This is a genomic window from Pseudomonas sp. H9 (assembly GCF_004353925.1).
Lineage (GTDB): Bacteria > Pseudomonadota > Gammaproteobacteria > Pseudomonadales > Pseudomonadaceae > Aquipseudomonas.
This window is the reverse complement of record NZ_SMOK01000016.1, coordinates 41,318-64,022: the sequence shown is the minus strand read 5'-3', so window position 1 is coordinate 64,022 and position 22,705 is coordinate 41,318. Positions and strand designations below refer to the sequence as shown.

Annotated in this window: 13 protein-coding genes; all 13 read left to right on the top strand. The window is 62.5% G+C overall.

Translation table 11 applies throughout. The features are described from left to right. Positions 1–4: 4 nt before the first annotated feature. The 13 genes from E1573_RS13675 to E1573_RS13615 all read left to right on the top strand — a co-directional run bounded on the left by E1573_RS13675 (position 5) and on the right by E1573_RS13615 (position 22,608). On the top strand, positions 5–1,372 hold the full coding sequence (locus tag E1573_RS13675) for a DUF1329 domain-containing protein (RefSeq protein WP_133214495.1): 1,368 nt from the start codon (positions 5–7) through the stop codon (positions 1,370–1,372). A 57-nt stretch (positions 1,373–1,429) separates the two neighbouring features. After that, on the top strand, positions 1,430–2,494 hold the full coding sequence (locus E1573_RS13670) for a YCF48-related protein (RefSeq protein ID WP_133214493.1): 1,065 nt from the start codon (positions 1,430–1,432) through the stop codon (positions 2,492–2,494). 30 nt (positions 2,495–2,524) lie between these two features. Next, entirely contained in the window at positions 2,525–4,939 is a 2,415-nt protein-coding gene (locus tag E1573_RS13665) for an RND family transporter (protein WP_133214491.1), read from the top strand. Beyond that, complete coding sequence (locus tag E1573_RS13660; RefSeq protein ID WP_133214489.1) at positions 4,936–5,391, top strand: heme-binding protein; 456 nt, start codon at positions 4,936–4,938, stop codon at positions 5,389–5,391. Before E1573_RS13665 ends, E1573_RS13660 begins: the two co-directional genes overlap by 4 nt. A 26-nt stretch (positions 5,392–5,417) precedes the next feature. Then, positions 5,418–6,206: a 2-oxopent-4-enoate hydratase gene (gene dmpE, locus E1573_RS13655; RefSeq protein WP_177494580.1), complete on the top strand. Its 789-nt coding sequence runs from the start codon at positions 5,418–5,420 to the stop codon at positions 6,204–6,206. Between the two features lie 11 nt (positions 6,207–6,217). Beyond that, positions 6,218–7,156 carry an acetaldehyde dehydrogenase (acetylating) gene (locus E1573_RS13650; protein ID WP_133214487.1) on the top strand — a complete coding sequence of 313 codons (939 nt, stop codon included), beginning with the start codon at positions 6,218–6,220 and terminating at the stop codon, positions 7,154–7,156. A gap of 10 nt (positions 7,157–7,166) precedes the next feature. After that, positions 7,167–8,198 carry a 4-hydroxy-2-oxovalerate aldolase gene (dmpG, locus tag E1573_RS13645; RefSeq protein WP_133214485.1) on the top strand — a complete coding sequence of 344 codons (1,032 nt, stop codon included), beginning with the start codon at positions 7,167–7,169 and terminating at the stop codon, positions 8,196–8,198. A 253-nt stretch (positions 8,199–8,451) separates the two neighbouring features. Beyond that, positions 8,452–9,297, top strand: coding sequence for an alpha/beta fold hydrolase (locus E1573_RS13640; RefSeq protein WP_133214484.1), 846 nt, complete (start codon positions 8,452–8,454; stop codon positions 9,295–9,297). A gap of 84 nt (positions 9,298–9,381) precedes the next feature. Further along, complete coding sequence (locus E1573_RS13635; RefSeq protein ID WP_133214482.1) at positions 9,382–10,473, top strand: SMP-30/gluconolactonase/LRE family protein; 1,092 nt, start codon at positions 9,382–9,384, stop codon at positions 10,471–10,473. 30 nt (positions 10,474–10,503) lie between these two features. Continuing rightward, a complete protein-coding gene (tcuA, locus tag E1573_RS13630) occupies positions 10,504–11,970 on the top strand; it encodes an FAD-dependent tricarballylate dehydrogenase TcuA (protein ID WP_133214480.1) in 1,467 nt (488 codons plus the stop codon). Between the two features lie 163 nt (positions 11,971–12,133). Next, positions 12,134–12,595: a YbjN domain-containing protein gene (locus E1573_RS13625; RefSeq protein WP_133214478.1), complete on the top strand. Its 462-nt coding sequence runs from the start codon at positions 12,134–12,136 to the stop codon at positions 12,593–12,595. Then, positions 12,592–13,524, top strand: coding sequence for a peptidylprolyl isomerase (locus tag E1573_RS13620; protein WP_133214476.1), 933 nt, complete (start codon positions 12,592–12,594; stop codon positions 13,522–13,524). The genes E1573_RS13625 and E1573_RS13620 overlap by 4 nt, the downstream gene beginning before the upstream one ends. A 207-nt stretch (positions 13,525–13,731) precedes the next feature. Beyond that, positions 13,732–22,608, top strand: a complete 8,877-nt coding sequence (locus tag E1573_RS13615; protein WP_133214474.1) for an autotransporter domain-containing protein — start codon at positions 13,732–13,734, stop codon at positions 22,606–22,608. The last annotated feature ends 97 nt before the right edge of the window (positions 22,609–22,705 follow it).

Below are 22,705 nucleotides of genomic sequence, written 5' to 3'. Positions count from 1 at the left end.
GGCCATGCACAAGAACAAGATCACTCAGTTGTTGACTTGCGTTGCCCTGTCGTTGTCTGCGCTGTCTGCCCATGCGGCCGTCAGTGCCGATGAGGCCAAGGCCTTGGGTACCACGCTGACGCCGATGGGCGCAGAGCGCGCGGGCAATGCCGACGGCAGCATTCCGGCCTGGACCGGCGGCTACTCGACGTTGCCACCGGGCTATCAGCAGGGCCATCGCGCCTTTGACCCGTTTGCCCAGGACAAGCCGCTGTACACCATCACCGCCGCCAACATGGCCCAGTACCAGGGCAAACTCAGCGATGGCGTTATCCAGCTGCTCAAGGACAACCCGCAGACCTTCCGCATCGATGTGTACCCGACCCGCCGCACAGCCTCGGCGCCACAGTGGGTGTATGACAACACCTTGAAGAACGCCACCAACGCCACCCTGGAAGGCGATGGCCTGATCGTCAAAGGTGCATACGGCGGCGTGCCGTTTCCGCTGCCCAAGTCGGGCATCGAAGTGCAGTGGAACCATCAACTGCTGTGGCGCGGCGAGGCGACCCAGGCCAAGTACAAGGTCTGGACCACCACCACCGACGGCAAGCGGATCCTGGCCACCGCTGCTGAGGACGATGCGCAGTACCCGTACTACTACAAGGAAGGGTCGGCGCAGACCGCCGGGCTGAACTACATGATGGCCATCCAGCTGACCTACGCCCCGGCGTTTCGTGCCGGTGAGGCGCTGATGGTGCACAACGTCACCGACTACGTGCAGGGCCGCCTGCTGTGGCAGTACCTGTCGGGTCAGCGCCGTGTCCGGCGGGCGCCGAGTATCAACTTCGACACCCCCAACGCGGTGGCCTCGGGGGTCAACTTCGTCGATGAAAACTACGGTGGCACCGGCTCTCCGGAGCGCTATGACTGGAAGCTGATCGGCAAGAAGGAAATGATCATTCCGTACAACAACAACCAGTTGTTGGCCAATGCCGATGAAAAAGTCATGGCCCAGCGTCACGTCAATCCGGACTACATGCGCTGGGAGTTGCACCGGGTGTGGGAGGTCGAAGCGACCCTCAAACCGGGCAAGCGCCACGCGGTGCCCAAGCGCAAGTTCTATTACGACGAAGACAACTGGGGCAACGCGATCATCGATGGCTGGGACGCCGAAGGCACCTTGTGGCGCACGGCGCTGACCACGCCGTTCGTGGCCCCGGACATCCCGGCCACGGTGAACTACTGCACCGGCTTCTTCCACGATCACCGGACCAAGGCGTGGATGTACAACTGCGCCATGGGCGACGCCGGCAACGAACAGTTCGCCATTACCGAGCGCCGCCGTGAAAGCTTCTTCTCACCTGAGTCGCTGACCAAGATGAGCGCACGTTGATGGCCGTGGTGAGCCCTGCGCTGGCGCAGAGCTCACCGGGCTTACCGGAGGTAGCGAGTGAATAAAAATAATTATGCAGTGCTCGGCGTGCTGCTCGCCGGTCTGCTTTGCGGGCAGGCGACCAGCCATGCGGCAAACGTGCCCAAGGCTGCGTCCGATACCCTTGAGCAAAAGGCGCAGGCATCGCGACACGCGACGCGCTCGTCACTCAACGCGGCGGCCGTGGCCGGTGATCGGCTGGTGGTTGCCGGGGCGCGGGGCAGCATTCTGTATTCCGACGACCAAGGGCAAAGCTGGCTACCCGCCAGCGTGCCGGTGACCGTCAGCCTGACCGGCCTGTGTTTCGCCAATCAACAGCAGGGCTGGGCGGTGGGCCATCGTGGCGTGATTCTGGCCACCCGCGACGGCGGCGCGAGCTGGACCCGGCAGTTGCAGGGTGCACAAGCGGCGCAGGCCATCCTTCAGGTGCGTCAGGATCCGGATCAGGTCGATGACGCACGGCGCTGGGTCAAGGAGGGCGCCGACAAGCCGTTCCTCGCCGTCAAATGCCTGGGTGAAGGGCGTGTTCTGGCCTTGGGGGCCTATGGCCTGGCGTTTATCACTGACGATGGCGGTCAGCAGTGGCGCCCGGCGCTGGAACTGCTCGATGGCAGTGAGGCGCAACACCTCAATGCCGCCCAAGTGCTCGGTAGTCAGATTTATCTGGCGGGGGAGCAGGGCGCGCTCATGCGCATCGGCCGCGACATGCACGGCTTCAGCCGCTTCTCCAGCCCCTATGAAGGCAGCTTCTTTGCCCTGCTCGCTACCCGCGAGCACAGCCTGATCGTGGCTGGCCTGCGGGGCCATGTGTTCCGCTCGACCGATCAGGGCGCCAACTGGACGCCGGTGGCACTGCCCACCAGCAAGAGCCTGACTGCCGCCACCGAGCTGCGCGACGGTTCGTTGCTGCTGGCCGATGAGTCGGGGCAGGGATGGCTCAGTCGTGACGACGGGCGCAGCTTCCGCGCCGTTGCGCCAGAAGAACGTTTTCCGTTGATCGACCTGCTGGCCCTGCCCGATGGCGGCAGTCTGGCCGTGGGCAGCAACGGCATAACCCGTTTTCCGCCGAGCGCGTTGCGCTGAGTCGGCCTGCATAGAGGAAGGTTACAGACTATGGCTATCAGTCATTCCGACGGCTTCACCGCCATCGCGTCCCTGGCGGACTTCGACAAGTACTCAGGCAATAGCCTGGAACGGCTGCTGTTCAATCACCGGGTGCTGGTAGTTGCCTGTTGCGTGCTGATGAGCGTGCTGCTGGCTGTCGCCGCCAGTCAGGTCAGGCTTAATGCCAGCTACCTGAAGACGATCCCCGCCCATCATCCGTTCACCCTCAATTACCTGGCGCATGCAGGTGACCTCAAGGGCGCCGGCAACGCCGTGCGCGTGGCCGTGGCGATGCGCGAGCCGGGCACGATCTATAACGCCCAGTACATGGAAACCCTGCGCCAGCTCAATGATCAGCTGTACCTGGTCAACGGCGTCGACCGCGCCTTCATGCGCTCGCTGTGGACCCCGGCAACCCGTTGGCAAGGGGTCACCGAGGACGGTTTCGATGGCGGGCCGGTGGTGCCGGATGGCTTCGATGGCAGCGAGGAAAGCCTCGACACTTTGCGCGCCAACGTCGAACGCTCGGGGGAAATCGGCCAACTGGTGGCAGCCGACCTGCGCTCCAGCATCATCTACCTGCCACTGTTGGAGGTCGATCCGAAAACCGGCGAGGTGCTGGATTACAAGCAGTTGTCCGACAGCCTGGAAGCCTTGCGTGCCAGTTACCAGACGCGCGGTGTGGACATCCACATCATTGGCTTTGCCAAGGTCATGGGCGATCTGATCGACGGTTTGTACGCGGTGCTGGCGTTTTTTGCCGTGGCGGTACTGATCACCGGTGCCATCCTCTACCGTTTCACCCGTTGCCTGCGCAGTACCCTGGTGGTGCAGTGCTGCACACTGGTCGGGGTGATCTGGTTGCTTGGCCTGTTGCCGCTGCTGGGCTATGAACTCAACCCGTACTCGATTCTGGTGCCGTTTCTGGTGTACGCCATCGGCGTGAGCCATGGCGCGCAGAAAATGAACGGCATCATGCAGGATGTCGGCCGTGGCACGCACAAGCTGATCGCCGCGCGCTATACCTTCCGCCGGCTATTTGCCGCCGGCATGACGGCCTTGCTGGCCGATGTAGTCGGCTTTGCGGTACTGACCCTCGTCGATGTGCCGGTGATTCAGGAGCTGGCGCTGATCGCCAGCCTCGGTGTCGGCATTCTGGTGTTCACCAACCTCGCCCTGCTGCCGATCATGTTGTCGTTCACGGGTGTTTCGCCGGCGGCTGCGGCCCGCAGCCTCAAGCACGAAACGCAGGCCCCAGGCCAGCCAGCGCAGCCTCTCGTACGCCTGTTCGAGCACTTCACCACGCCACGTTCGGCACGCCTGGCGATTGCCGTGGCGGCGCTGGTAGGGCTGGGTGCGCTGTGGGTGAGCAAAGACCTCAAAGTCGGCGACCTTGACCCCGGTGCGCCTGAGCTGCGTGCCGACTCGCGCTATAACCTCGACAACCGCTTCATCATCGAACACTACCAGGCGAGCAGTGATGTGTTCGTGATCATGGTGCAGACCCCGGCCGGCCAATGCGTGGACTACGCGACCTTGCGCAAAGTCGAAGAGCTGGAGTGGCGCCTGCGTGAGCTGCCGGGTGTGGAAACCACCAAGTCGATTGCCGGCCTGTCGCGCAAGATCAACGTCGGCATGAACGAAGGCAACTTCAAATGGGATGAGCTGCCGCCCAACCAGTCGATGATCAACGCTGCGGCCATGCGCTCGCCGCGTGAGCTGTTCAACGGTACCTGCAGCCTGCTGTCGATCTATGCCTACCTCAAGGACCACAAGGCCGACACCCTGGAATCGGTGATCAACGCCACGTCGGCGTTCGCCGAGAAATACAACGATGAGCAGGCGACCTTTTTGATGGCCGCCGGCAACGCCGGGATCGAAAGCGCCACCAACATCGTGGTCAAACGCGCAAATACACAGATGCTGCTGGGGGTTTACCTGGTGGTGACGTTGTTGTGCTTCATCGCCTTTCGCTCCTGGCGCGCGGTGGTGTGTGCCGTGCTACCGCTGATCCTCACCTCGCTATTGGCTGAAGCGTTGATGGTGTGGCTGAACATCGGGCTCAAGGTTGCCACCTTGCCGGTGGTGGCCTTGGGCGTGGGGATCGGCGTTGACTACGCCCTTTATATCCTCAGTGTGACGCTGTTCTGGTTGCGCCGTGGTGAAAGCCTGAGCACAGCCTATCGCCAGGCACTGATGTTTACCGGTCGGGTCGTGGTGTTCACCGGCCTGACCCTCTCACTGGGCGTGGTCACCTGGGTGTTCTCGCCGATCAAGTTTCAGGCCGACATGGGCGTGCTGCTGACCTTCATGTTCCTCTGCAACATGCTCGTCGCGCTGGTGCTGGTGCCGGCCTTGGCCTGCTACCTGCTGCGCCCGGCGCAGACGGCGCCCGCCACTTCACTCAAGGAAGCATGCGTATGAATCGAGACGTACAGGGCGTCGACGGTCAATTGGCCGACCCTCTGAGCATGGCTGCCGCACGTCTGGCGCTGGAGGTGGCATTACAGCACGCCAGCATCAATGGCTGGCGGGTCAGCGTCGCGGTACTCGATGCCGGTGGGCACTTGATGGCCTTCGGTAGAAGCACCGGCGCACCGTTGCACACCATCGACCTGGCGCAAGACAAGGCGTTGACCGCAGTGTCGTTTGCGCTGCCCACCGCCGATCTTGCCAAGCGCTTGCGCGATGCCCCCGAGCATGTCCGCCAGTGCTTGTTGTTACGCCCACGGCTGGTGCCCATGGGCGGCGCCTTGCCGTTGCGTCAGGGCGAACGCGTGGTCGGCGCCATCGGCGTTTCCGGTGCCAGTGAAGAACAAGATTGTGAATGTGCCCAGGCGGGCTACAACGCCGTTACCTCTAACCGCCACCTTTAGTGGTTGCCAGATGGCAGGAGCTTTAGATGAACCCTTCAAACATTGATACCCAACATCTGGGTGACCAACTGTTCAACGCCCTGGTCGAGGCGCAGGCCATTGCCCCGCTGACCGAACGCTACCCGGAGCTGACCCTGGAGCAGGCCTATCAGATTCAGCAGCAGCTGATCAGCCGCCGTATGGCCAATGGTGAGCGGATCATCGGCAAGAAGATCGGTGTCACCAGTCAGGCGGTGATGGACATGCTCGGCGTAGGCCAACCGGACTTCGGTCAATTGACCGATGCGATGGTGGTCAATCACGGCAGCAGCGTCGCCATCAGCAGCCTGATCCAGCCCAAGGCCGAAGGCGAGATCGCCTTTGTGCTCAAGCACGACTTGCAGGGGCCCGGCGTCACCGTCGCCGATGTGCTGCGGGCGACCGAAGGGGTGATGGCCTGTTTCGAGATTGTCGATTCGCGTATTCGTGACTGGAAAATCAAGATTCAGGACACCGTCGCCGACAACGCCTCGTGCGGTGTGTTCGTGCTCGGCGACCGGCTGGTCAGCCTGCGGGATCTGGACCTGTTCACCACCGGCATGGTGCTGGAGAAAAACGGGCGCATCGTCGGCACCGGCGCCGGTGCCGCGACCATGGGTTCGCCGGCCATCGCCGTGGCCTGGCTGGCCAACACCCTGGGGCGCCTGGGCATGAGCCTCAAGGCCGGCGAAGTGATTCTGTCCGGGGCGCTGTCGGCGATGGTGCCGGTGGTGGCCGGAGACAACCTGCGCGTGAGCATTGCCGGTATCGGCAACTGCGCCGTGCGTTTTGAGTGAGGCCGATCTACATGAGCAAAAAACTCAACGTCGCCATTATCGGCTCCGGCAATATCGGTACCGACCTGATGATCAAAGTGATGCGTAACGCCAAGCACCTGCAGATGGGCGCGATGGTCGGTATCGATCCTGCGTCCGATGGCCTGGCCCGTGCCAAACGGCTGGGCGTGGCCGTCACTGCCGAAGGCGTGCAAGGGCTGATCAACCTGCCCGAATTTGCCGCTATCGACTTCGTCTTCGATGCCACCAGCGCCGGCGCCCACGTCAGCAATGACGCCTTGCTGCGTGCGGCCAAGCCTGGCATTCGTCTGATCGACCTGACGCCTGCGGCCATCGGTCCGTATTGCGTGCCGGTGGTCAACCTCGAGCAGAACCTCGACCAGCGCAACGTCAACATGGTCACCTGTGGCGGCCAGGCGACTATTCCGATGGTGGCGGCGGTGTCGCGTGTGGCCAAGGTGCATTACGCCGAGATCATCGCCTCGATTGCCAGCAAGTCGGCAGGGCCGGGCACACGCGCCAACATCGACGAGTTCACCGAAACCACGGCCAAGGCCATCGAAGTGATCGGCGGCGCCGCCAAGGGCAAGGCGATCATCGTCATGAACCCGGCCGAGCCGCCGTTGATGATGCGTGACACTGTCTTCGTGCTGTCCGAAGCGGCTGATCAAGCCCGGGTGGCCGCCAGCATCGAAGAGATGGCTGCGGCAGTCAGCGCGTATGTGCCGGGCTATCGCCTGAAGCAGAAAGTGCAGTTCGACGTGATTCCGGATCACGCGCCACTGAACATTCCCGGCCACGGTCGCTTCAGCGGCCTGAAGACCTCGGTGTTTCTCGAAGTCGAAGGCGCTGCCCACTACCTGCCAGCCTATGCCGGCAACCTCGACATCATGACCTCGGCGGCGCTGGCGACTGCCGAGCGCATGGCCGTGTCGATGCTCAATGGCTGAGGAGCTGATCATGACCTTTGATCCACGCAAAAAACTCTACATCTCTGACGTGACCCTGCGTGACGGCAGCCATGCGATTCGCCATCAGTATTCGATCCAGAACGTGCAGGCCATCGCCCGCGCGCTGGATCAGGCTAACGTCGATTCGATTGAAGTCACCCACGGCGACGGCCTGCAAGGCTCCAGTTTCAACTACGGCTTTGGCGCACACACCGACCTGGAATGGATCGAAGCCGCTGCCGAGGTTATCGAGCACGCCAAGATCACCGTGCTGCTGTTGCCGGGTATCGGCACCGTGCACGACCTCAAGGCTGCCTACGATGCCGGTGCGCGCTCGGTGCGTATCGCCACCCACTGCACCGAAGCTGACGTGTCCAGGCAGCACATCGAGTACGCCCGCTCACTGGGCATGGACACCGTGGGCTTCTTGATGATGAGCCATATGATTCCGGCGGACCAATTGGCTGCCCAGGGCAAGTTGATGGAAAGCTATGGCGCGCACTGCATCTACATGGCCGACTCCGGTGGCGCCATGGGCATGCATGACATCCGCGCGCGTATGCGCGCCTTCAAAGCGGTGCTCAACGCCGAAACGCAAACCGGCATGCATGCCCACCACAACCTCAGCCTGGGGGTGGCCAACTCCATCGTGGCGGTGGAGGAGGGCTGTGACCGAGTAGACGCCAGCCTCGCCGGCATGGGCGCTGGTGCCGGCAATGCCCCGCTGGAGGTGTTCATTGCCGCCGCCGAGCGCATGGGCTGGAACCACGGCACCGACCTGTACCGACTCATGGATGCCGCCGACGACCTGGTTCGCCCGTTGCAGGACCGGCCGGTTCGAGTCGACCGCGAAACCCTGGGGTTGGGCTATGCCGGTGTGTACTCCAGCTTCCTGCGCCATACCGAAGTCGCCGCGGCCAAGTACGGGCTCAAGCCGCTGGACATTCTGGTCGAACTGGGCAGACGACGGATGGTCGGTGGCCAAGAGGACATGATCGTCGACGTTGCCCTGGATCTGCTCGCCGCCAGAGCAGGGCACTGATCACGCTGATTGGCCGCCAGGGTGCTTCATGTTTTCGATGACGAATTTGATGAACCTTCAAAAACTTCTGAATCCGTGCAACTGAGCAAACCGTTGCGCCTTGGCTGGCTGCGGTCAATGAGTAGTCGTAAGTTATTGATTTTAAAGACTAATAATCTAATAGGGCAATGAGTAAACAGGCTGGCACAGTCGTTGCTCAAGCCCTATGCAAAGGCGTTCACCGCTCGAACAACCCTAATAAGGACGGACACCCATGAGTCGATTCACCCAAGAAAATACCAGCAAATTCGTGCAAACCCCTGAGTGGAACATGCATTACAACGAAGCCGGCGAGGGCCCGGTGGTGATCATGGTTCACGGCTCCGGCGCCGGAGCCACTGGTTGGGCCAACTTCCACCGCAACGTGGATGCCTTTGTCGATGCTGGCTACCGCGTGATCCTCATGGACTGCCCGGGTTTCGGCAAATCCGACCCAGTGGTGACTGCCGAGCCACGCTTTGTGATCAACGCGCGGGCAATCAAGGCGCTGATGGATGCCCTGGACATCGACAAGGCCCATCTGGTCGGCAACTCCATGGGCGGCGGCAGTGCGTTGGGCTTTGCCGTGGAATACCCCGAGCGTCTGGGCAAAATGATTCTGATGGGCTCGGGTGGGGTCGGTCGCACCAGCCTGTTTACCCCGCTGCCCATGGAAGGCATCAAGTTGTTGTTCGGGGTGTACCGCGACCCGAGCATGGAAAATCTGAAGAAGATGCTCGACGTATTTGTCTACGATTCCAGCGCCCTCACCGAAGAGCTGATCAGCCTGCGCCACAAGAGCATCCTGGCCAACCCTCTGCACTTGGAAAACTTCCTCAAGAGTGTGGAACTGAGCAAGTTCCAGATGGGCGACTTCAGCGCCAACTTGCCCGACATCAAAGCACCGACCCTGATCACCTGGGGCCGAGACGACCGCTTTGTGCCGATCGACTGGAGCCTGAAACTGCTTAACGGCCTGCCCGATGCACGCCTGCACGTGTTCAGCCAATGCGGCCACTGGGCGCAGTGGGAGCACGCTGATGCGTTCAACCGCCTGGTGATCGACTTCCTGCAGCACTAAGCCGTTGGCCTCGGCCTCTTTATGGGAGGCCGAGGCACCTTCCTGATCCACGACCCCTGACTCAAACAATAAACGGGCTCGATCATGATCAAATCACTCTCGGCGATTGCCACCCTGGCGGTGGTGACGACGACCTTTGCGCAAGATTTACAGGCGCCTGCCTGCGTCACAAGCACGCCTGCCACCACGGCCATTTGCGGCATGGCACCGGCCGAAGACCTCGAGCTGTCGCCGGACGGGAACTTCCTGTTTATGAGCACCACCCCGGGTGTTGCCGACACTCACCACAGTCGCTTGCGCTTGATGAAGCTGGTGACCCATGAGGTGACCGACCTGGCGATCGAGCAACAGCCGCAGCCGGGCTGGGGTGAGGCGTCGTGCGCCTTTCCAGACGGCGGCGTCGGTGCGCACGGCATCCATTTGTCGACCCGTAGCGATGGGCGCCTGCAACTGTTGGCGGTCAATCATCACGGTCGCGAATCGGTGGAATTTCTTGAACCGGTGCCTGAGGGGGCGGGGTGGAAAGCCGTCTGGCGTGGCTGTGTGCAAAGCCACGACGGCACGATGCTCAATGATGTCAGCGCCACGCCAGACGGTGGCTTTGTCGCCACGGCGATGTTCACCTTCAGCGCCATGAAGGCTGATCCGCGCCTGGAGCGTTTGCTCGATGGGCGAGCCACGGGTCACCTGTTGGCCTGGCACCCCGACAAGGGCCTGGCCCGCCTGCCGGGCAGCGAAGCATCGGTGCCCAATGGTGTGCAGGTCAGCGCTGATGGCCAGTCGGTGTGGTTTGCGGCCTGGCCAGCCAAGGCTGTTGTGCACTACGACCTCGCGCAGCAGAAGGTGGTTGGCAACATCGCCCTTGGTTTTATGCCCGACAACCTCAGCTGGAGCTCCAAGGGCGAGCTGTTCACTGCCGGTGTGCCGGATGTTCAAACCTTTCGCCAATGCTTTCTGAGCCGCAACGAATTTTGTCCCAGCGTTTCGGTGGTGGCGCTGATCGATCCGCTCAACGGCACCGCACGTGAGTTGCTGCGCGCGCCGGCGGGTGAGCTGTTTGGCGCATCGAGTGCGCTGCAGGTTGGCCGCGATGTGTATGTCGGTGCATTTGCCGGCGATCGCCTGCTGTTGTTGCGTGACACCGCAGCGCCTGACCAGCGCGTTGCAACGCATTGAGAATCTCTTGAGACGCATTTGGGAGCGGGTATGCAAACCTATGATGTGATCGTACTGGGCAGTGGCAATGCCGGCCTGTGTGCCGCCTTGTCTGCCCATGAACATGGCGCGCGGGTGGCGTTGCTCGAACGCGCACCGCAGGCACAGCGCGGGGGTAACTCGGCGCACACCGGCGGTGCCTTTCGGGTCGCCTATCGGGGCGTCGATGACCTGCGCCAACTGATGCCGGACCTATTGGACAGTGAGATTGAAAACACGGACTTTGGCAGTTACACCGAAGACGATTTCTTTGGCGAACTGGCGGCCATGAGTCAATACCGAGCCGACCCGCAGGTGCTCGACACGGTTGTCACCCATAGCCTCGATACGCTGTGCTGGATGACCGGCAAAGGCGTGCGCTTCATCCCCATCTATGGCCGCCAGGCCTTCAAGGTCGAGGGCAAACACCGGTTCTGGGGCGGGCTGACCATCGAAGTCTCCGGTGGCGGCTTGGGCTTGGTCGATAGCTTGTTCCGCCGTGTCGAAAAAGACGCCGTCGACATCTACTACGACTGCCGTACCCACACCATCAGCCGTGGTGCTGACGGTGTGTGGCAGCTGCACTGTGCCGATGGCCGAACCTTCGCCACCCGTGCTCTGGTGCTGGCCACCGGTGGCTTCCACGCCAACCTGGAGTGGCGCGCCAAGTACCTGGGGCCCGGCTGGGATCTGGCCAAGGTCCGCGGCTCGCGTTACAACACCGGCGATGGCATCCGCATGGCCCTGCAGGTTGGCGCCGTGGCGCACGGCAACTGGTCGGGCTGCCATGCAGTTTTCTATGACCTCAACGCCCCAGAAATGGGCGACCTCAACCGCCTTAACCAACAGAAGAACTACTTTCACCTGGGGGTGGTGGTCAACGCGGACGGCAAACGCTTTGTCGATGAAGGCCAGGACTTCCGTAACTACACCTACTCCGGCATGGGCGCCAGCGTCATGGCGCAACCCGGTGGTGTGGCCTGGCAAATCTTTGACCAACACAGCCATCATCTGCTGCCGGACGAATACCGTGTACGCAACGTCACGCGCCTGCAGGCCGACAGCTTGCAAGGGCTGGCCGAGCAAATGGAAGGCGTCAACGTCGCAGCCTTGCTCACCACCCTCGAGACCTACAACGCCGCCGTGCAGCGTGAGGTGCCGTTCAATCCTGCGATTCGTGACGGGCGCTCGACACGCGGCCTGGAACTGCCCAAGTCGAACTGGGCCAATCCGCTGGAGAACCCACCATTCGTGGCATATCCGGTGACCTGCGGCATCACCTTTACCTTCGGTGGCGTGAAAGTGAACAGCCAGGCGCAGGTGCTGGATGAGGACGCCCGGCCGATTGGCGGATTGTTCGCGGCGGGAGAACTGGTGGGCAACCTGTATTACCAGAAGTACGCCGGCGGTGCGGGTTTGACCTCCGGGGCAGTGCTGGGCCGAATCGCTGGTGCGGTAGCAGCCTCACTGACAAATTGACATCGCGGGGCAAGCCCGCTCCCACAGCGTCTGAGTAATCCTGGTAGGAGCGGGCTTGCCCCGCGAAGCGATGTGTCTGGCACCCCACAATCTCTGGCTCCACTGATATCAATGTGCTACAAATCTCGCCCTCCCTATGCCCCTTTCGCCAGGAAGTAACCTGATGAGCTCTACGGAATTGATCGACTTCGTTACCGCCGATTCGCTGACCAGCCTGCTGCAAGATGCCGGCTGCCGGGTTAACCGCAGCGGCCAGGGGGGCGTGGAGCAGTTGCTGACAGCCAGCCAGGGCATCGGCTTCAGTGTGCGTTTTGGCAATCCAGGCCTGGAAGCAGGGCGCTACCTGGACTTCATCTACAGCTGTGCGCTGCACATCCAGGGTACGTTGCCGGAAGGCCTGGTCAACCAATGGAACGCCTCGCGCCGCTTCGCCCGGTTGTCGGTTCAGGGCGCTTTCCTGGTGATGGAAATGGACGTCATCGTCGCCGACGGCATTAGCCAGAAGAGCCTGCTGGGCAGCCTGGTGCTGTGGGATCGCTTGCTCCAGGAAGCGGTGACCTACCTGCGTGATTACAAGCACACTGCGGCCGAGGCAGTGGCGCCAGAAGCGGTAGCAGCTTCGTGAGTCGTCGCGTAGTGCTGGCCAGCGGCGGCGTGCTGGCCATAGCGGCGGTGGCGATCACGCTGGTGCTGCGCCCAGGTGAGGCGCCGGTGGCCGCTAGTGCCGTCAGCCCGGCCGGTGAAGTGGTGGCACGGCTGGGCGACCAGCAAGTGGATGCCAACGACCTGAACGCGCTGTTCGAACAGTTGCCGCAAGCGTCACGCCAGCAACTGCGCGGTGACCGTGCGGCGCTGGAAACCTGGCTGCGCGCACGTCTGGCCGAAAAGGCCTTGTACCAGCAGGCAGAGGCCAAAGGCTGGTCGCAGCGCCCGGAGGTGCAGGCGCAGACCCGCGCGGCAGTCGAGCAGATCGTATTGCGCAGCTACCTGAATTCGATGACTCAGGTCCCGGAAGACTATCCGAGCGAGCAAGACCTCACGCAAGCCTATGAGGCCAGCAAGGCCACGCTGCAGGTGCCTGCGGTGTATCGCGTCAGCCAGATCTTCCTCAGCGTGCCGGATGCCCAGGCCACACAAAGCGTTCGTGACCAGGCCCAGGCCTTGAGCAAGCGCGCCCATGCCGCAGGTGCAGACTTCGCTGAATTGGCGCGTACCTATTCGCAAGACCCGGGCAGTGCTGCACAAGGTGGCGACATCGGGCCGCAGCCGCTGGCGCAACTGTTGCCGGAAGTGCGGGGCGTCGTGACGCGCCTGAAAGTCGGGGAGGTCAGTGAGCCGCTGCAGAGCAGCCTGGGTTTCCACGTCATCAAACTGACCGAGTCGCAACCGGCGCGCATCGCCACCCTTGATGAGGTGCGTGGTCAACTGCGTGAGGCACTCCGGGCGCAACGCCAGGAACAGGCTGCCAAGCAGTACGTGGACGACGTGCTCAACCTGTCGACGCTGAGCATCGATGGCGCCGCCCTCAACAAGGCACTCGAAGCGCAACGCTGATCAGTGCTATCAGGCGCAAATTTCTGCGTAAACAGGGGTGCAAACCCCTGTTCAGATGGTGGCGATTTGATGTAAAAAGGCCACCTTATAAAAATTCTCAATGCCAAGGCCAAGCTTTTCGACTGTCGCAGTAGTGCTCAGCGTGTGGTTCGGCGCGGCTGCCTGCGTGCTCAGGGATGAATCGCCGAGCTACATCTGGAGTCGTGTGTGGACAGTCGAACCCCTTCCGTTTTGCGGGTACGCCGCAACCCGTTGTCCCTGGCCGTCAGTCTGGCCACCCTTGGTATCATCGCAAGCCTGAGCAACCAGCCTGCTTTTGCTGCCTGTACGCCTGCGCTGCCGTCTGACGGCGCAACCCTGACCTGTACCGGCCTGGATCAGCAAAACTACAGTACGTCGGCCAGCAACCTCATTGTCAATGTCTCTGCAGGTAGCATCATCAGTTCGGCGGGCTTCGGCGCACCAGCTATTCAGTTGACCGGTAACAACACCACCTTCACTAACAGTGGGCAGATCTCTCCGTCCAACAGCGGCCAGCAGGCCTTCCTGACCACTGGCCTGAAGATCGGCAACAGCAGTCAGCAGAACATCTCTATCACTAACAACGCTTTGGGTTGGATATCCGGGACCGGTGGCAACCTCAGTGGCGCCATTGCCAACCTCAATGGCATGGCGATCGACGCGCAGGCTGGCGCGGGTGGCACGGTGACGATCGTCAACAACGGTATCATCTTCGTCGACCCGATCGTTGGGGCGACTCTGGCAGAGGCCGACATGCCGAACGTTGCCGTGCACGGTGGGGCCCAGGTCAATATGACCAATACCCACGAGCTCTTCGGTCGTGTGGCATTCGAAGCTTCGGCACCGGGTAATACGTTCACTAACTCCGGGTCGTTTTTCGGCAGCCTGTCCATGGGGGCGGGCAGCAGCAACACCTTCAACGCGATCACTGGCTCAGAGGTGAGGACCGGCGGGGCCACGGGCACCACGGCGGTGACTGTCGATTCCAACCCCAACCTGGTGTTCGCCGCGCCCGGCATCATTGATGGTGGGGCCGGTGGCAACAATACCTTGTCGCTGCAGAACGCCATTGGTGGTGGTTCAGGCACTGCCGGAAGCGGGTCGATCTCAGCGACGAGTTACCGCAATTTCAGCAACTTGCTGGTGAAAAGCGGTACCTGGCAGGTAAGCGGAGCGCTGCTGACCGGCGCCACCACCAGTGCCAACCTCACCGGTGGTTCGTTGACGGTGGACAACGGCGCGGTGTTCGGCAGTGGCAACGTCAGCATTGATGGTGGGACCTTGATCGCCGGTGCCCCTTTGGTCACCCTGGGCAATGCCATCAACCTGGGTGCCGGCGGCCTGACTGTCAAAGGCAATAACAGCTTGGTGCTAAACGGTGTGATTGCCGGCACCCCCGGCAACTCCGGGACACTGACCAAGATCGACGCCGGGAGTCTGACCCTCAACGGCGCCAACACCTATAGCGGCAGTACCGTGCTTGCCGGTGGCACGCTCACGGTGGGCAACAACCAGGCCCTGGGCACCGGAGTACTGAATGTTACGGGTGCGGCCACGCTCGCCAGCACCCAGGCCGTTGTGCTGAATAACGCACTCCACCTTAACAGCAACCTAACTGTGGCCGGCGGCAATGACTTGCGCCTCAATGGCCCCCTTTTTAGTGTGGGCAGCTACAAACTGATCAAGGCTGGCAGCGGCAACCTGACGTTGGGGTCGATGGGTTTGTCCAACTATGCGGTCGAACTTAACAGCGGCAGCCTGACGTTGGCCAATAACGGTTTTCCGATGATTGGTGGCACCATCACCGTCACCGGTGACAGCCGCCTGGCGGTCGAGGGTGCTCCCATGACCTTCAACCCCATTGTGATCAACAGCGGTGTCACGTTGGACGTTGATGCCAATCAGGATGTCCATCTGCTTGGCGTCCTCTCCGGCGACGGCAACCTGACCAAGACAGGGCAGAGCAATTTGTCGCTGTACCTGACCAACACCCTCAGCGGTCTGGTGAACGTACAGGCGGGCAGTCTCGCGACTTATGCCCCCAATGCACTGGGTAACAACTCCAGCCTCACTATCGCCAGCGGTGCCATCGTCGCCTTGAATGCAGACACTGCAATCAACGCCCTGAGCGGCAGTGGTGAACTGAATGTGAACGGCGCGATCAGCCTGGGTGGCGGTAATGCCAGTTCCACATTCGCCGGTGCCATTGCGGGCGCTAGTGCTTCCACCTTGAACAAAGTCGGTACCGGTACCCTGACCCTGGCGGGTGTCAGTTCGTATTCCAACAACCTTACGGTCAGCGCCGGTCGTCTGCATTTGAACACGGGCGCCAGTATCGCCAGCAACCTGGTCACCGTACAAAACGGTGCCAGCATCAGCGGTACGGGCACCTTTAGCGGCAACCTGAACATCAACGGTGGCGGTCGTCTGCTGGTGGGTTCGGGGGGCACGATGTCGGTCGGCAGCCTGAACCTGAACAGCGGCAGCATCGTCGATGTCGCCCTTGGCGCACCGTCACTCACGCCGCTGATCAACGTCAGCAACAATCTGGTTGTCAACGACCCACTATTCAATTTCACCGACTTGGCTGACATCGAAAATGGTACCTACCATTTGATCAGCAACAGCGGCGCAACGGCTTATCTGGGGGCCACGCTCGGCACCATGCCGAGCGACTTCCTGCCGGGCGAGATTGTGCTGCAATTCGTGGCCGGTGGGATCAACGTTATCGTCAACTCGCAATCCCTGCTCAACCAGTACTGGGACGGCGGCGGTGCGTTTGGCAACGGCGTGGTCAACGGTGGCAGCGGTGTATGGAACAGCACCGCAACCAACTGGACCAAAGCCAGCGGCAATCCAGTCAGCGGCTGGAAAGGTGCAGCGGCAGTATTCCAGGGCAGCGCCGGTCAGGTGACCATCGAAGGCACCCAGACCGCCAGCAGCCTGCAATTCAAGACCGACGGCTACATCCTGAGCACGGCGGCGGGCGGGCAGCTCGGCCTGGTCAACGGCACCGGCGGCTCAGCCCTGGTGACCACTGAAGCAGGCGTCTCGACCCTGATCGACGGCCAAATCGGCGGTTCCGGCAAGCTGGAAAAAGCCGGTGCCGGGACCTTGGTATTGGCCGGCAACAACCTCTATACAGGCGGTACCGCGCTGAACGCAGGCACGCTGACCGTCCGCAGTAATATGGCGCTGGGCAGCGGCTTGCTGAACCTCGCCAGCGGCACCACCCTGCGAACCGACACCGCCAATGTTCAACTGAACAATGGCGTGGTCCTGAGCGGTGCCTCCAGCATCGTCGCCGACAGCGGCACCACCCTGACGCTGAACAGTGTGCTTACCGGCGTTGGCGGCCTGGTCAAGCTCGGCGCTGGCACCTTGGTGCTCAATGGCAACAACAATCAGTTGGGTACGACTTGGCTGAATGATGGTGGCTTGGTGCTGGGCAGTAACTTCGCTTTGGGCCTGGGTTCACTGAACACCCTGAACACCACCACCCTGGACAGCGGTCTGGCGGGTGTGGTGGTCAACAACAGCGTCAATATCGATGGCAACCTCACGGTCCTTGGCAGCCATGACCTGTCCCTGGCTGGCATGGTGTCCGGTAGCGGCAACCTGATCAAGAGTGGCGCCAGTACGCTGAGCCTGAGCAGCGCCAATGCCTTGAGCGGCGGCGTTATCCTCAATCAGGGCACATTGCGCCTGGGCCACAACAGCTCGCTGGGCACTGCCACTCTTCAGGTTAACGGCGCATCGACCCTGGAAGCGGCGACGAACTTAGCAGTCAGCAACCACGTCTTGCTCAACGCGGGCCTGACGGTAAGCGGTGCCAATGACCTGACCCTCAGCGGCTTAATGTTGGGCACTGGCGGGCTGATCAAGGACGGTAGCGGCACGCTGACCCTGAACGGGCCCAACCTCCTGCACGGGTATACCGAGTTGAAGGCCGGTACCCTGATGCTGGGCACTGCCCAGTCGCTTGGGTTCGGTCGACTGGATGTCACCGGCGTGGGCACATTGGACAGCAGCAGCGCGCTGACCCTCGCCAATAATGTCGACATCACTGGCGCGCTGACCGTGCAGGGCAGCAACAACCTGACCCTGGATGGCGCCTTCACCGGCACAGGCAGCCTGACCAAGGTCGGCAGCGGCACCCTGACCTTGAACGGCAATAATAACTTCTATGGCGTTTACAACGTCAACGATGGCCTACTGCTCGGTTATTCTTTCAACCTCGGTGAGCCAAGCGCGATCAACGTAGCCTCCGGTGCCACCCTGCAACTCGCTGCGGGCGGCACCACCGGCCAACTCAACGGCGCCGGTACGGTGCAGCTCGACGCTGGCGAGTTCCGCGTGGGGGCGGGCACTTTCAGCGGCGCTCTGACGGGTTTCGCCAACCTCTACAAGCGCGGCGGCGGTACGCTGCTGCTCAGCGGCAACAGCACGCTGGGCGGGGCGACCACGGTTGCTGACGGGACCCTGCAGGTCGATGGCAGCCTGGGCAATAGCAACGTTTCTGTGTTGAGTGGCGCGACCCTGACCGGTCACGGCGTCTTGAACGGTGCGGTGACTGTCGCCAACGGTGGCCACCTCGGAGTTGCCAGCGGATCGGTGCTGAGCCTGGGCTCGCTGGTGCTCAACGGCGGCTCCCACCTCGATGCCGCATTGGGCGCGGTGATGCCGGGCGCGGTGGGGCTGGTCGATGTCACGGGCAACCTGACCCTCGACGGTCAGCTCAACATTACCGACAGCGGCGGCTTCGGCATCGGTGTTTACCGTCTGTTCGATTACGGCGGTGCGCTGACCGATAACGGCCTGGTCTTCGCCAACCTGCCCAACGGTGTTCCGCTCACCGAGCTGGACATCCAGACCAGCCTGGCCAACCAGGTCAACCTGGTGGTTGGTGGTGCTGGCAATATCCGCTTCTGGGATGGCAGCGAACTGACTGGCAACGGTAGCATCGACGGTGGCGGCGGTGTCTGGAACGCCAACAGCAGCAACTGGACCACCGTCAATGCCGGCCTCAACGGGGCCTGGAACAACAGCTTCGCGGTGTTCGGCGGCGCCGCTGGCACGGTCACTGTGGACGGCACACAGAGCGTGACCGGCCTGCAATTCTTGACCGATGGCTACGTCCTCAACGGCGGTACTGCAGGCCAGTTGCAACTGCTCAATGGCGGCAGCGGCCACAGTGCCGTGCGTGTTGACAACGGCAACACCGCGACGCTGAACGTGAGCCTGGGCGGCCCCGGCACCCTGACCAAGCTGGACAACGGTACCCTGGTGCTCAATGGCGCCAACACCTACCTCGGTGGCACCCATCTGAACGCCGGCACCTTGGTACTCGGCAACAATGCCGCTCTGGGCGGCGGTGCCCTGAGCATCCAGGATGGCGCCACCCTCGACAGCAATCGCGCGGTGGACTTGAGCAACCTGCTGTTACTAAGCGGCAACCTGAACCTGGCGGGCAGCCATGATCTGGCGCTGAACGGCCCGATTGTTGGCAACGGCGGCCTGGTCAAGAATGGCAACGGTACCTTGCTGCTCAATGGCGCCAACAGCTACAACGACAGCACCGTACTCAACGCCGGCAAGCTGGTGCTGGGGCATGCCGCTGGCCTGGGCTTGGGCCAATTGAGCGTGGGCGCAGCAGCCAGTCTCGATACCACCACCAGCCTGGCGGTAAACAACGCCATCGACGTAACCGGCAACCTGACCCTGGACGGCAGCCACGACCTGACCTTGAGCGGTGCGCTCAGTGGCAATGGCACGCTGGTCAAGCAAGGCAGCAGTACCCTCGACCTGGCCGGTAACAACACGTTCAATGGCTTGCTGCAGATCGACAATGGTCGCTTGAATTTGCTGGGCAGCAACCTGCCGGGTGCAGCACAAGTCGCCGTGGGCGCCGCGGGGAGCCTTGGCGTAGGCGTCAACACTGCGCTTGGCCAGATCAGCGGGCAGGGCAGCATCGCCCTGCAGAACAACAGCCTGCTGAGCCTCGCGGGCGGTAACTTTGCGGGTGCTATCAGCGGCAACGGCAGCCTGAGCAAAGTCAGCAACGGCAACCTGAACCTGAGCGGTATCAGCACCATCAGCGGCAGCACCGCAGTCACCCAAGGCAGCCTGACGGTGAACGGGCAGGGCGCACTGACCACGTCGTCGCTGACCGTCGCCAATGGTGCCAGCCTCGGCGGCAACGGCACCATCAACAGTGCAGTGAGCATTGCCGATGGCGGTCACCTGCTGATCAACAGCGCCAGCACCCTCACCACCGGCAACCTGAGCCTCAATGCCGACAGCAACCTCGATGCTTCGCTCGGTGCAGCCGTGGCGGGCGCTGCGGGCATGCTCAAGGTCAATGGCGATCTGCTGCTCGACGGCAAGCTCAACATCACCGACATTGGCGGCTTTGGCCTGGGCGTGTACCGCTTGATCGACTACACCGGCAGCCTGACCAACAATGGCCTGCTGCTCGGCAACGTACCATCGGGCGACCTGCAACTGCAGACCACCGTTGGCAATCAGGTCAACCTGCTGGTCACCGCGCCGGGAACCAACGTGCAGTTCTGGGACGGCGCGCAGCAGATCGCCAACGGCGCTATCGACGGCGGTAGCGGCACTTGGGGCAGCGCCAGCAACTGGACCAATGTCGATGGCACGGTGAACCAACCATGGACCAACAGCTTCGCAGTGTTCCAGGGCAGTGCCGGTACGGTGACGGTCAATGGTGAACAAACCGTTACCGGCCTGCAATTCGCCAGCAACGGCTACCGCCTGCAGAACGGCACGGCGGGTTCGTTGAAACTGGTCAACGGCACACTGGGCAATGCCACCGTGCGGGTCGACCGCAACGCCACCGCTGTCATCGACGTGGCGCTTACCGGAAGTGGCACGCTGGGCAAGTACGACAGCGGCACCTTGGTGCTCAATGGTGCCAACAGCTACAGCGGCGGCACTCTGTTCAACGGCGGTACCTTGGTACTTGGCAACAACGCAGCGCTGGGTAGCGGCAGCCTGACTGCGGTGGGCGGTACCACCCTGGACAGCAGCGCAGCGCTGAGCCTGGGCAACGCCATTACCCTGAACGGCGCGCTGACCCTCGCCGGCAGCCACGACTTGAGCCTGAGCGGTGTCATCAGCGGCAGTGGTTCGCTGATCAAACAGGGCGCGACCAGCCTGACCCTGAGCGGCGACAACACCTTCAGCGGCGCCCTCAACATCCTCGACGGCAACCTGATCCTGGTAGGCAACAATGCTCTGGGTAATGCCAGCCTGAACGTCAGCAACAACGCAGCGGTCAGCGTGGGCGGCAGCACACTGCTGGATGGTTTGGTCGGCGCGGGCGATCTCGCTCTGGCTGCGGGCAGCCAACTGCAGGTGGGCAGCAACAATGCCAGCAGCGTTTACGACGGCAACCTCAACGGTACAGGCAGCCTGCTCAAGGCGGGCACTGGCAAGCTGGTGTTCAACGGCAACTCCAGCGTAGGCAGCGGCACCCAGGTCAACGCGGGTAGCCTGATTGTTGGCGGCGCAGCCGGTAGTACGGCGAGCCTGGCCAGTAATGTCCAGGTTGCCAGCGGTGCGATGCTCGGCGGTCACGGCAGCATCCTTGGCCGCGTCGATCTCGCTCGCGGCGCCACGCTCAATCCGGGTAACTCGATCGGCACGCTGCGGGTGGACGGCGACGTCAACCTGGCCGCAGGCTCGACCCTGGAAATCGAGGCCAACCCCGATGGCCGTTCGGACAAGCTGATCTCCACCGGTACCGTCAGCCTCGGCGGCGCCAACCTCAAGGTGCTGGCGGGCGCAGGGGACTGGGCACCGAGCACGAGCTACGGCATCGTCCAGGCCGCTGCGGTCAACGGCACCTTCGCCGAGGTCAGCAGCAACCTGGCGTTCCTCACCCCTGAGCTGGCGTACTCGGCAACGGGCGTGCAACTGACCCTGGAACGCAACGGCGTCAGCTTCGTTTCGGCAGGTCGCACCTTCAACCAGCGCGCAGCCGCCACCGGTGTCGAGTCGCTGGCCTCCGGCAAGCTCTACAACGTCATCAGCGCGCTGTCGGTCGAGCAGGCGCAAGCGGCCTACGACAGCCTCTCCGGCGAGCTGCATGCCAGCACCCAGGGTGCGCTGTTCGACGACAGCCGCTACGTGCGTGACACCATTGGCCAGCGTCTGCGCGCGATTCAGGGCCAGGCTGCGGCCGACGGCATCCTGCACACCGACGCCGACAGCGGCGTGACCTTCTGGCTGCAAGGCTATGGCGGTTGGGGTGACAGCCGCGGCAACAGCAACACCGCGGACATGGACCACAACAGCAACGGCACCCTGCTCGGTGTCGATCTGCCGGTGGGCGAACATTGGCGCGTCGGTGTAGCGGCCGGTTATGGCACCAGCAAGCTGGACGTCGATGCCCGCAATTCTTCGGCCGAGATCGACAGCACCTCGCTGAGCCTGTTCGCCGCCGGTCAGTGGGACGCGATTAACCTGCGTCTGGGCGCCTCGCAGGCCTGGAGTGACATCGACAGCAGTCGTCATGTGCAGGCCGGCAGCCTCGCCGAGCACGACAAGGCCAGCTACGACGCCAAGACCACCCAGGTTTACGGCGAGCTTGGCTATGCCGTCTCGGCGGGTGACTTCAAGGTAGAACCGTTCGTTGGCCTGGCCCACGTCAAAGTGGACAGCGATAGCTTCCAGGAACACGGCGGCAGCACCGCGCTGCAGGGCAAGGGCGAGACGGACGAGCTGACCTACAGCACCCTCGGCGTGCACGCCTCGACGCCGCTGACTACGGTCGGTTCGATGCCGGTCGCGTTACAAGGCACTTTGGGTTGGCAGCATGCGTACGACGACCTGGATCCGCAGCGTCAGCTGTCGTTCGCTGGCAGCCAGGCGTTCACCGTCAAAGGCACGCCATTGGCGCAGGACACGGCCGCCGTGCAGTTGGGTGTGACGGCGCAGATCGCCAGCGGTACCACGGTGGACCTGGGCTATTCCGGGCAATTTGGTGATGGCTACAAAGACAACGGTGTGCGCCTGGGTCTGAATGTGAGCTTCTGAGCCTTGTCGCGGGGCAAGCCCGCTCCCACAGCCGGTGGGAGCGGGCTTGCCCCGCGATGTTCAGCAGCACCACAACCAATATCAGCTAGCCTTGGAG

Coding starts and splice junctions, on each gene's coding strand:
- E1573_RS13675 (WP_133214495.1), top strand. CDS start 5: ATGCACAAGAACAAGATCACTCAGTTGTTGACTTGCGTTGCCCTGTCG.
- E1573_RS13660 (WP_133214489.1), top strand. CDS start 4,936: ATGAATCGAGACGTACAGGGCGTCGACGGTCAATTGGCCGACCCTCTG.
- dmpG (WP_133214485.1), top strand. CDS start 7,167: ATGACCTTTGATCCACGCAAAAAACTCTACATCTCTGACGTGACCCTG.
- E1573_RS13665 (WP_133214491.1), top strand. CDS start 2,525: ATGGCTATCAGTCATTCCGACGGCTTCACCGCCATCGCGTCCCTGGCG.
- E1573_RS13650 (WP_133214487.1), top strand. CDS start 6,218: ATGAGCAAAAAACTCAACGTCGCCATTATCGGCTCCGGCAATATCGGT.
- E1573_RS13625 (WP_133214478.1), top strand. CDS start 12,134: ATGAGCTCTACGGAATTGATCGACTTCGTTACCGCCGATTCGCTGACC.
- E1573_RS13635 (WP_133214482.1), top strand. CDS start 9,382: ATGATCAAATCACTCTCGGCGATTGCCACCCTGGCGGTGGTGACGACG.
- E1573_RS13640 (WP_133214484.1), top strand. CDS start 8,452: ATGAGTCGATTCACCCAAGAAAATACCAGCAAATTCGTGCAAACCCCT.
- tcuA (WP_133214480.1), top strand. CDS start 10,504: ATGCAAACCTATGATGTGATCGTACTGGGCAGTGGCAATGCCGGCCTG.
- dmpE (WP_177494580.1), top strand. CDS start 5,418: ATGAACCCTTCAAACATTGATACCCAACATCTGGGTGACCAACTGTTC.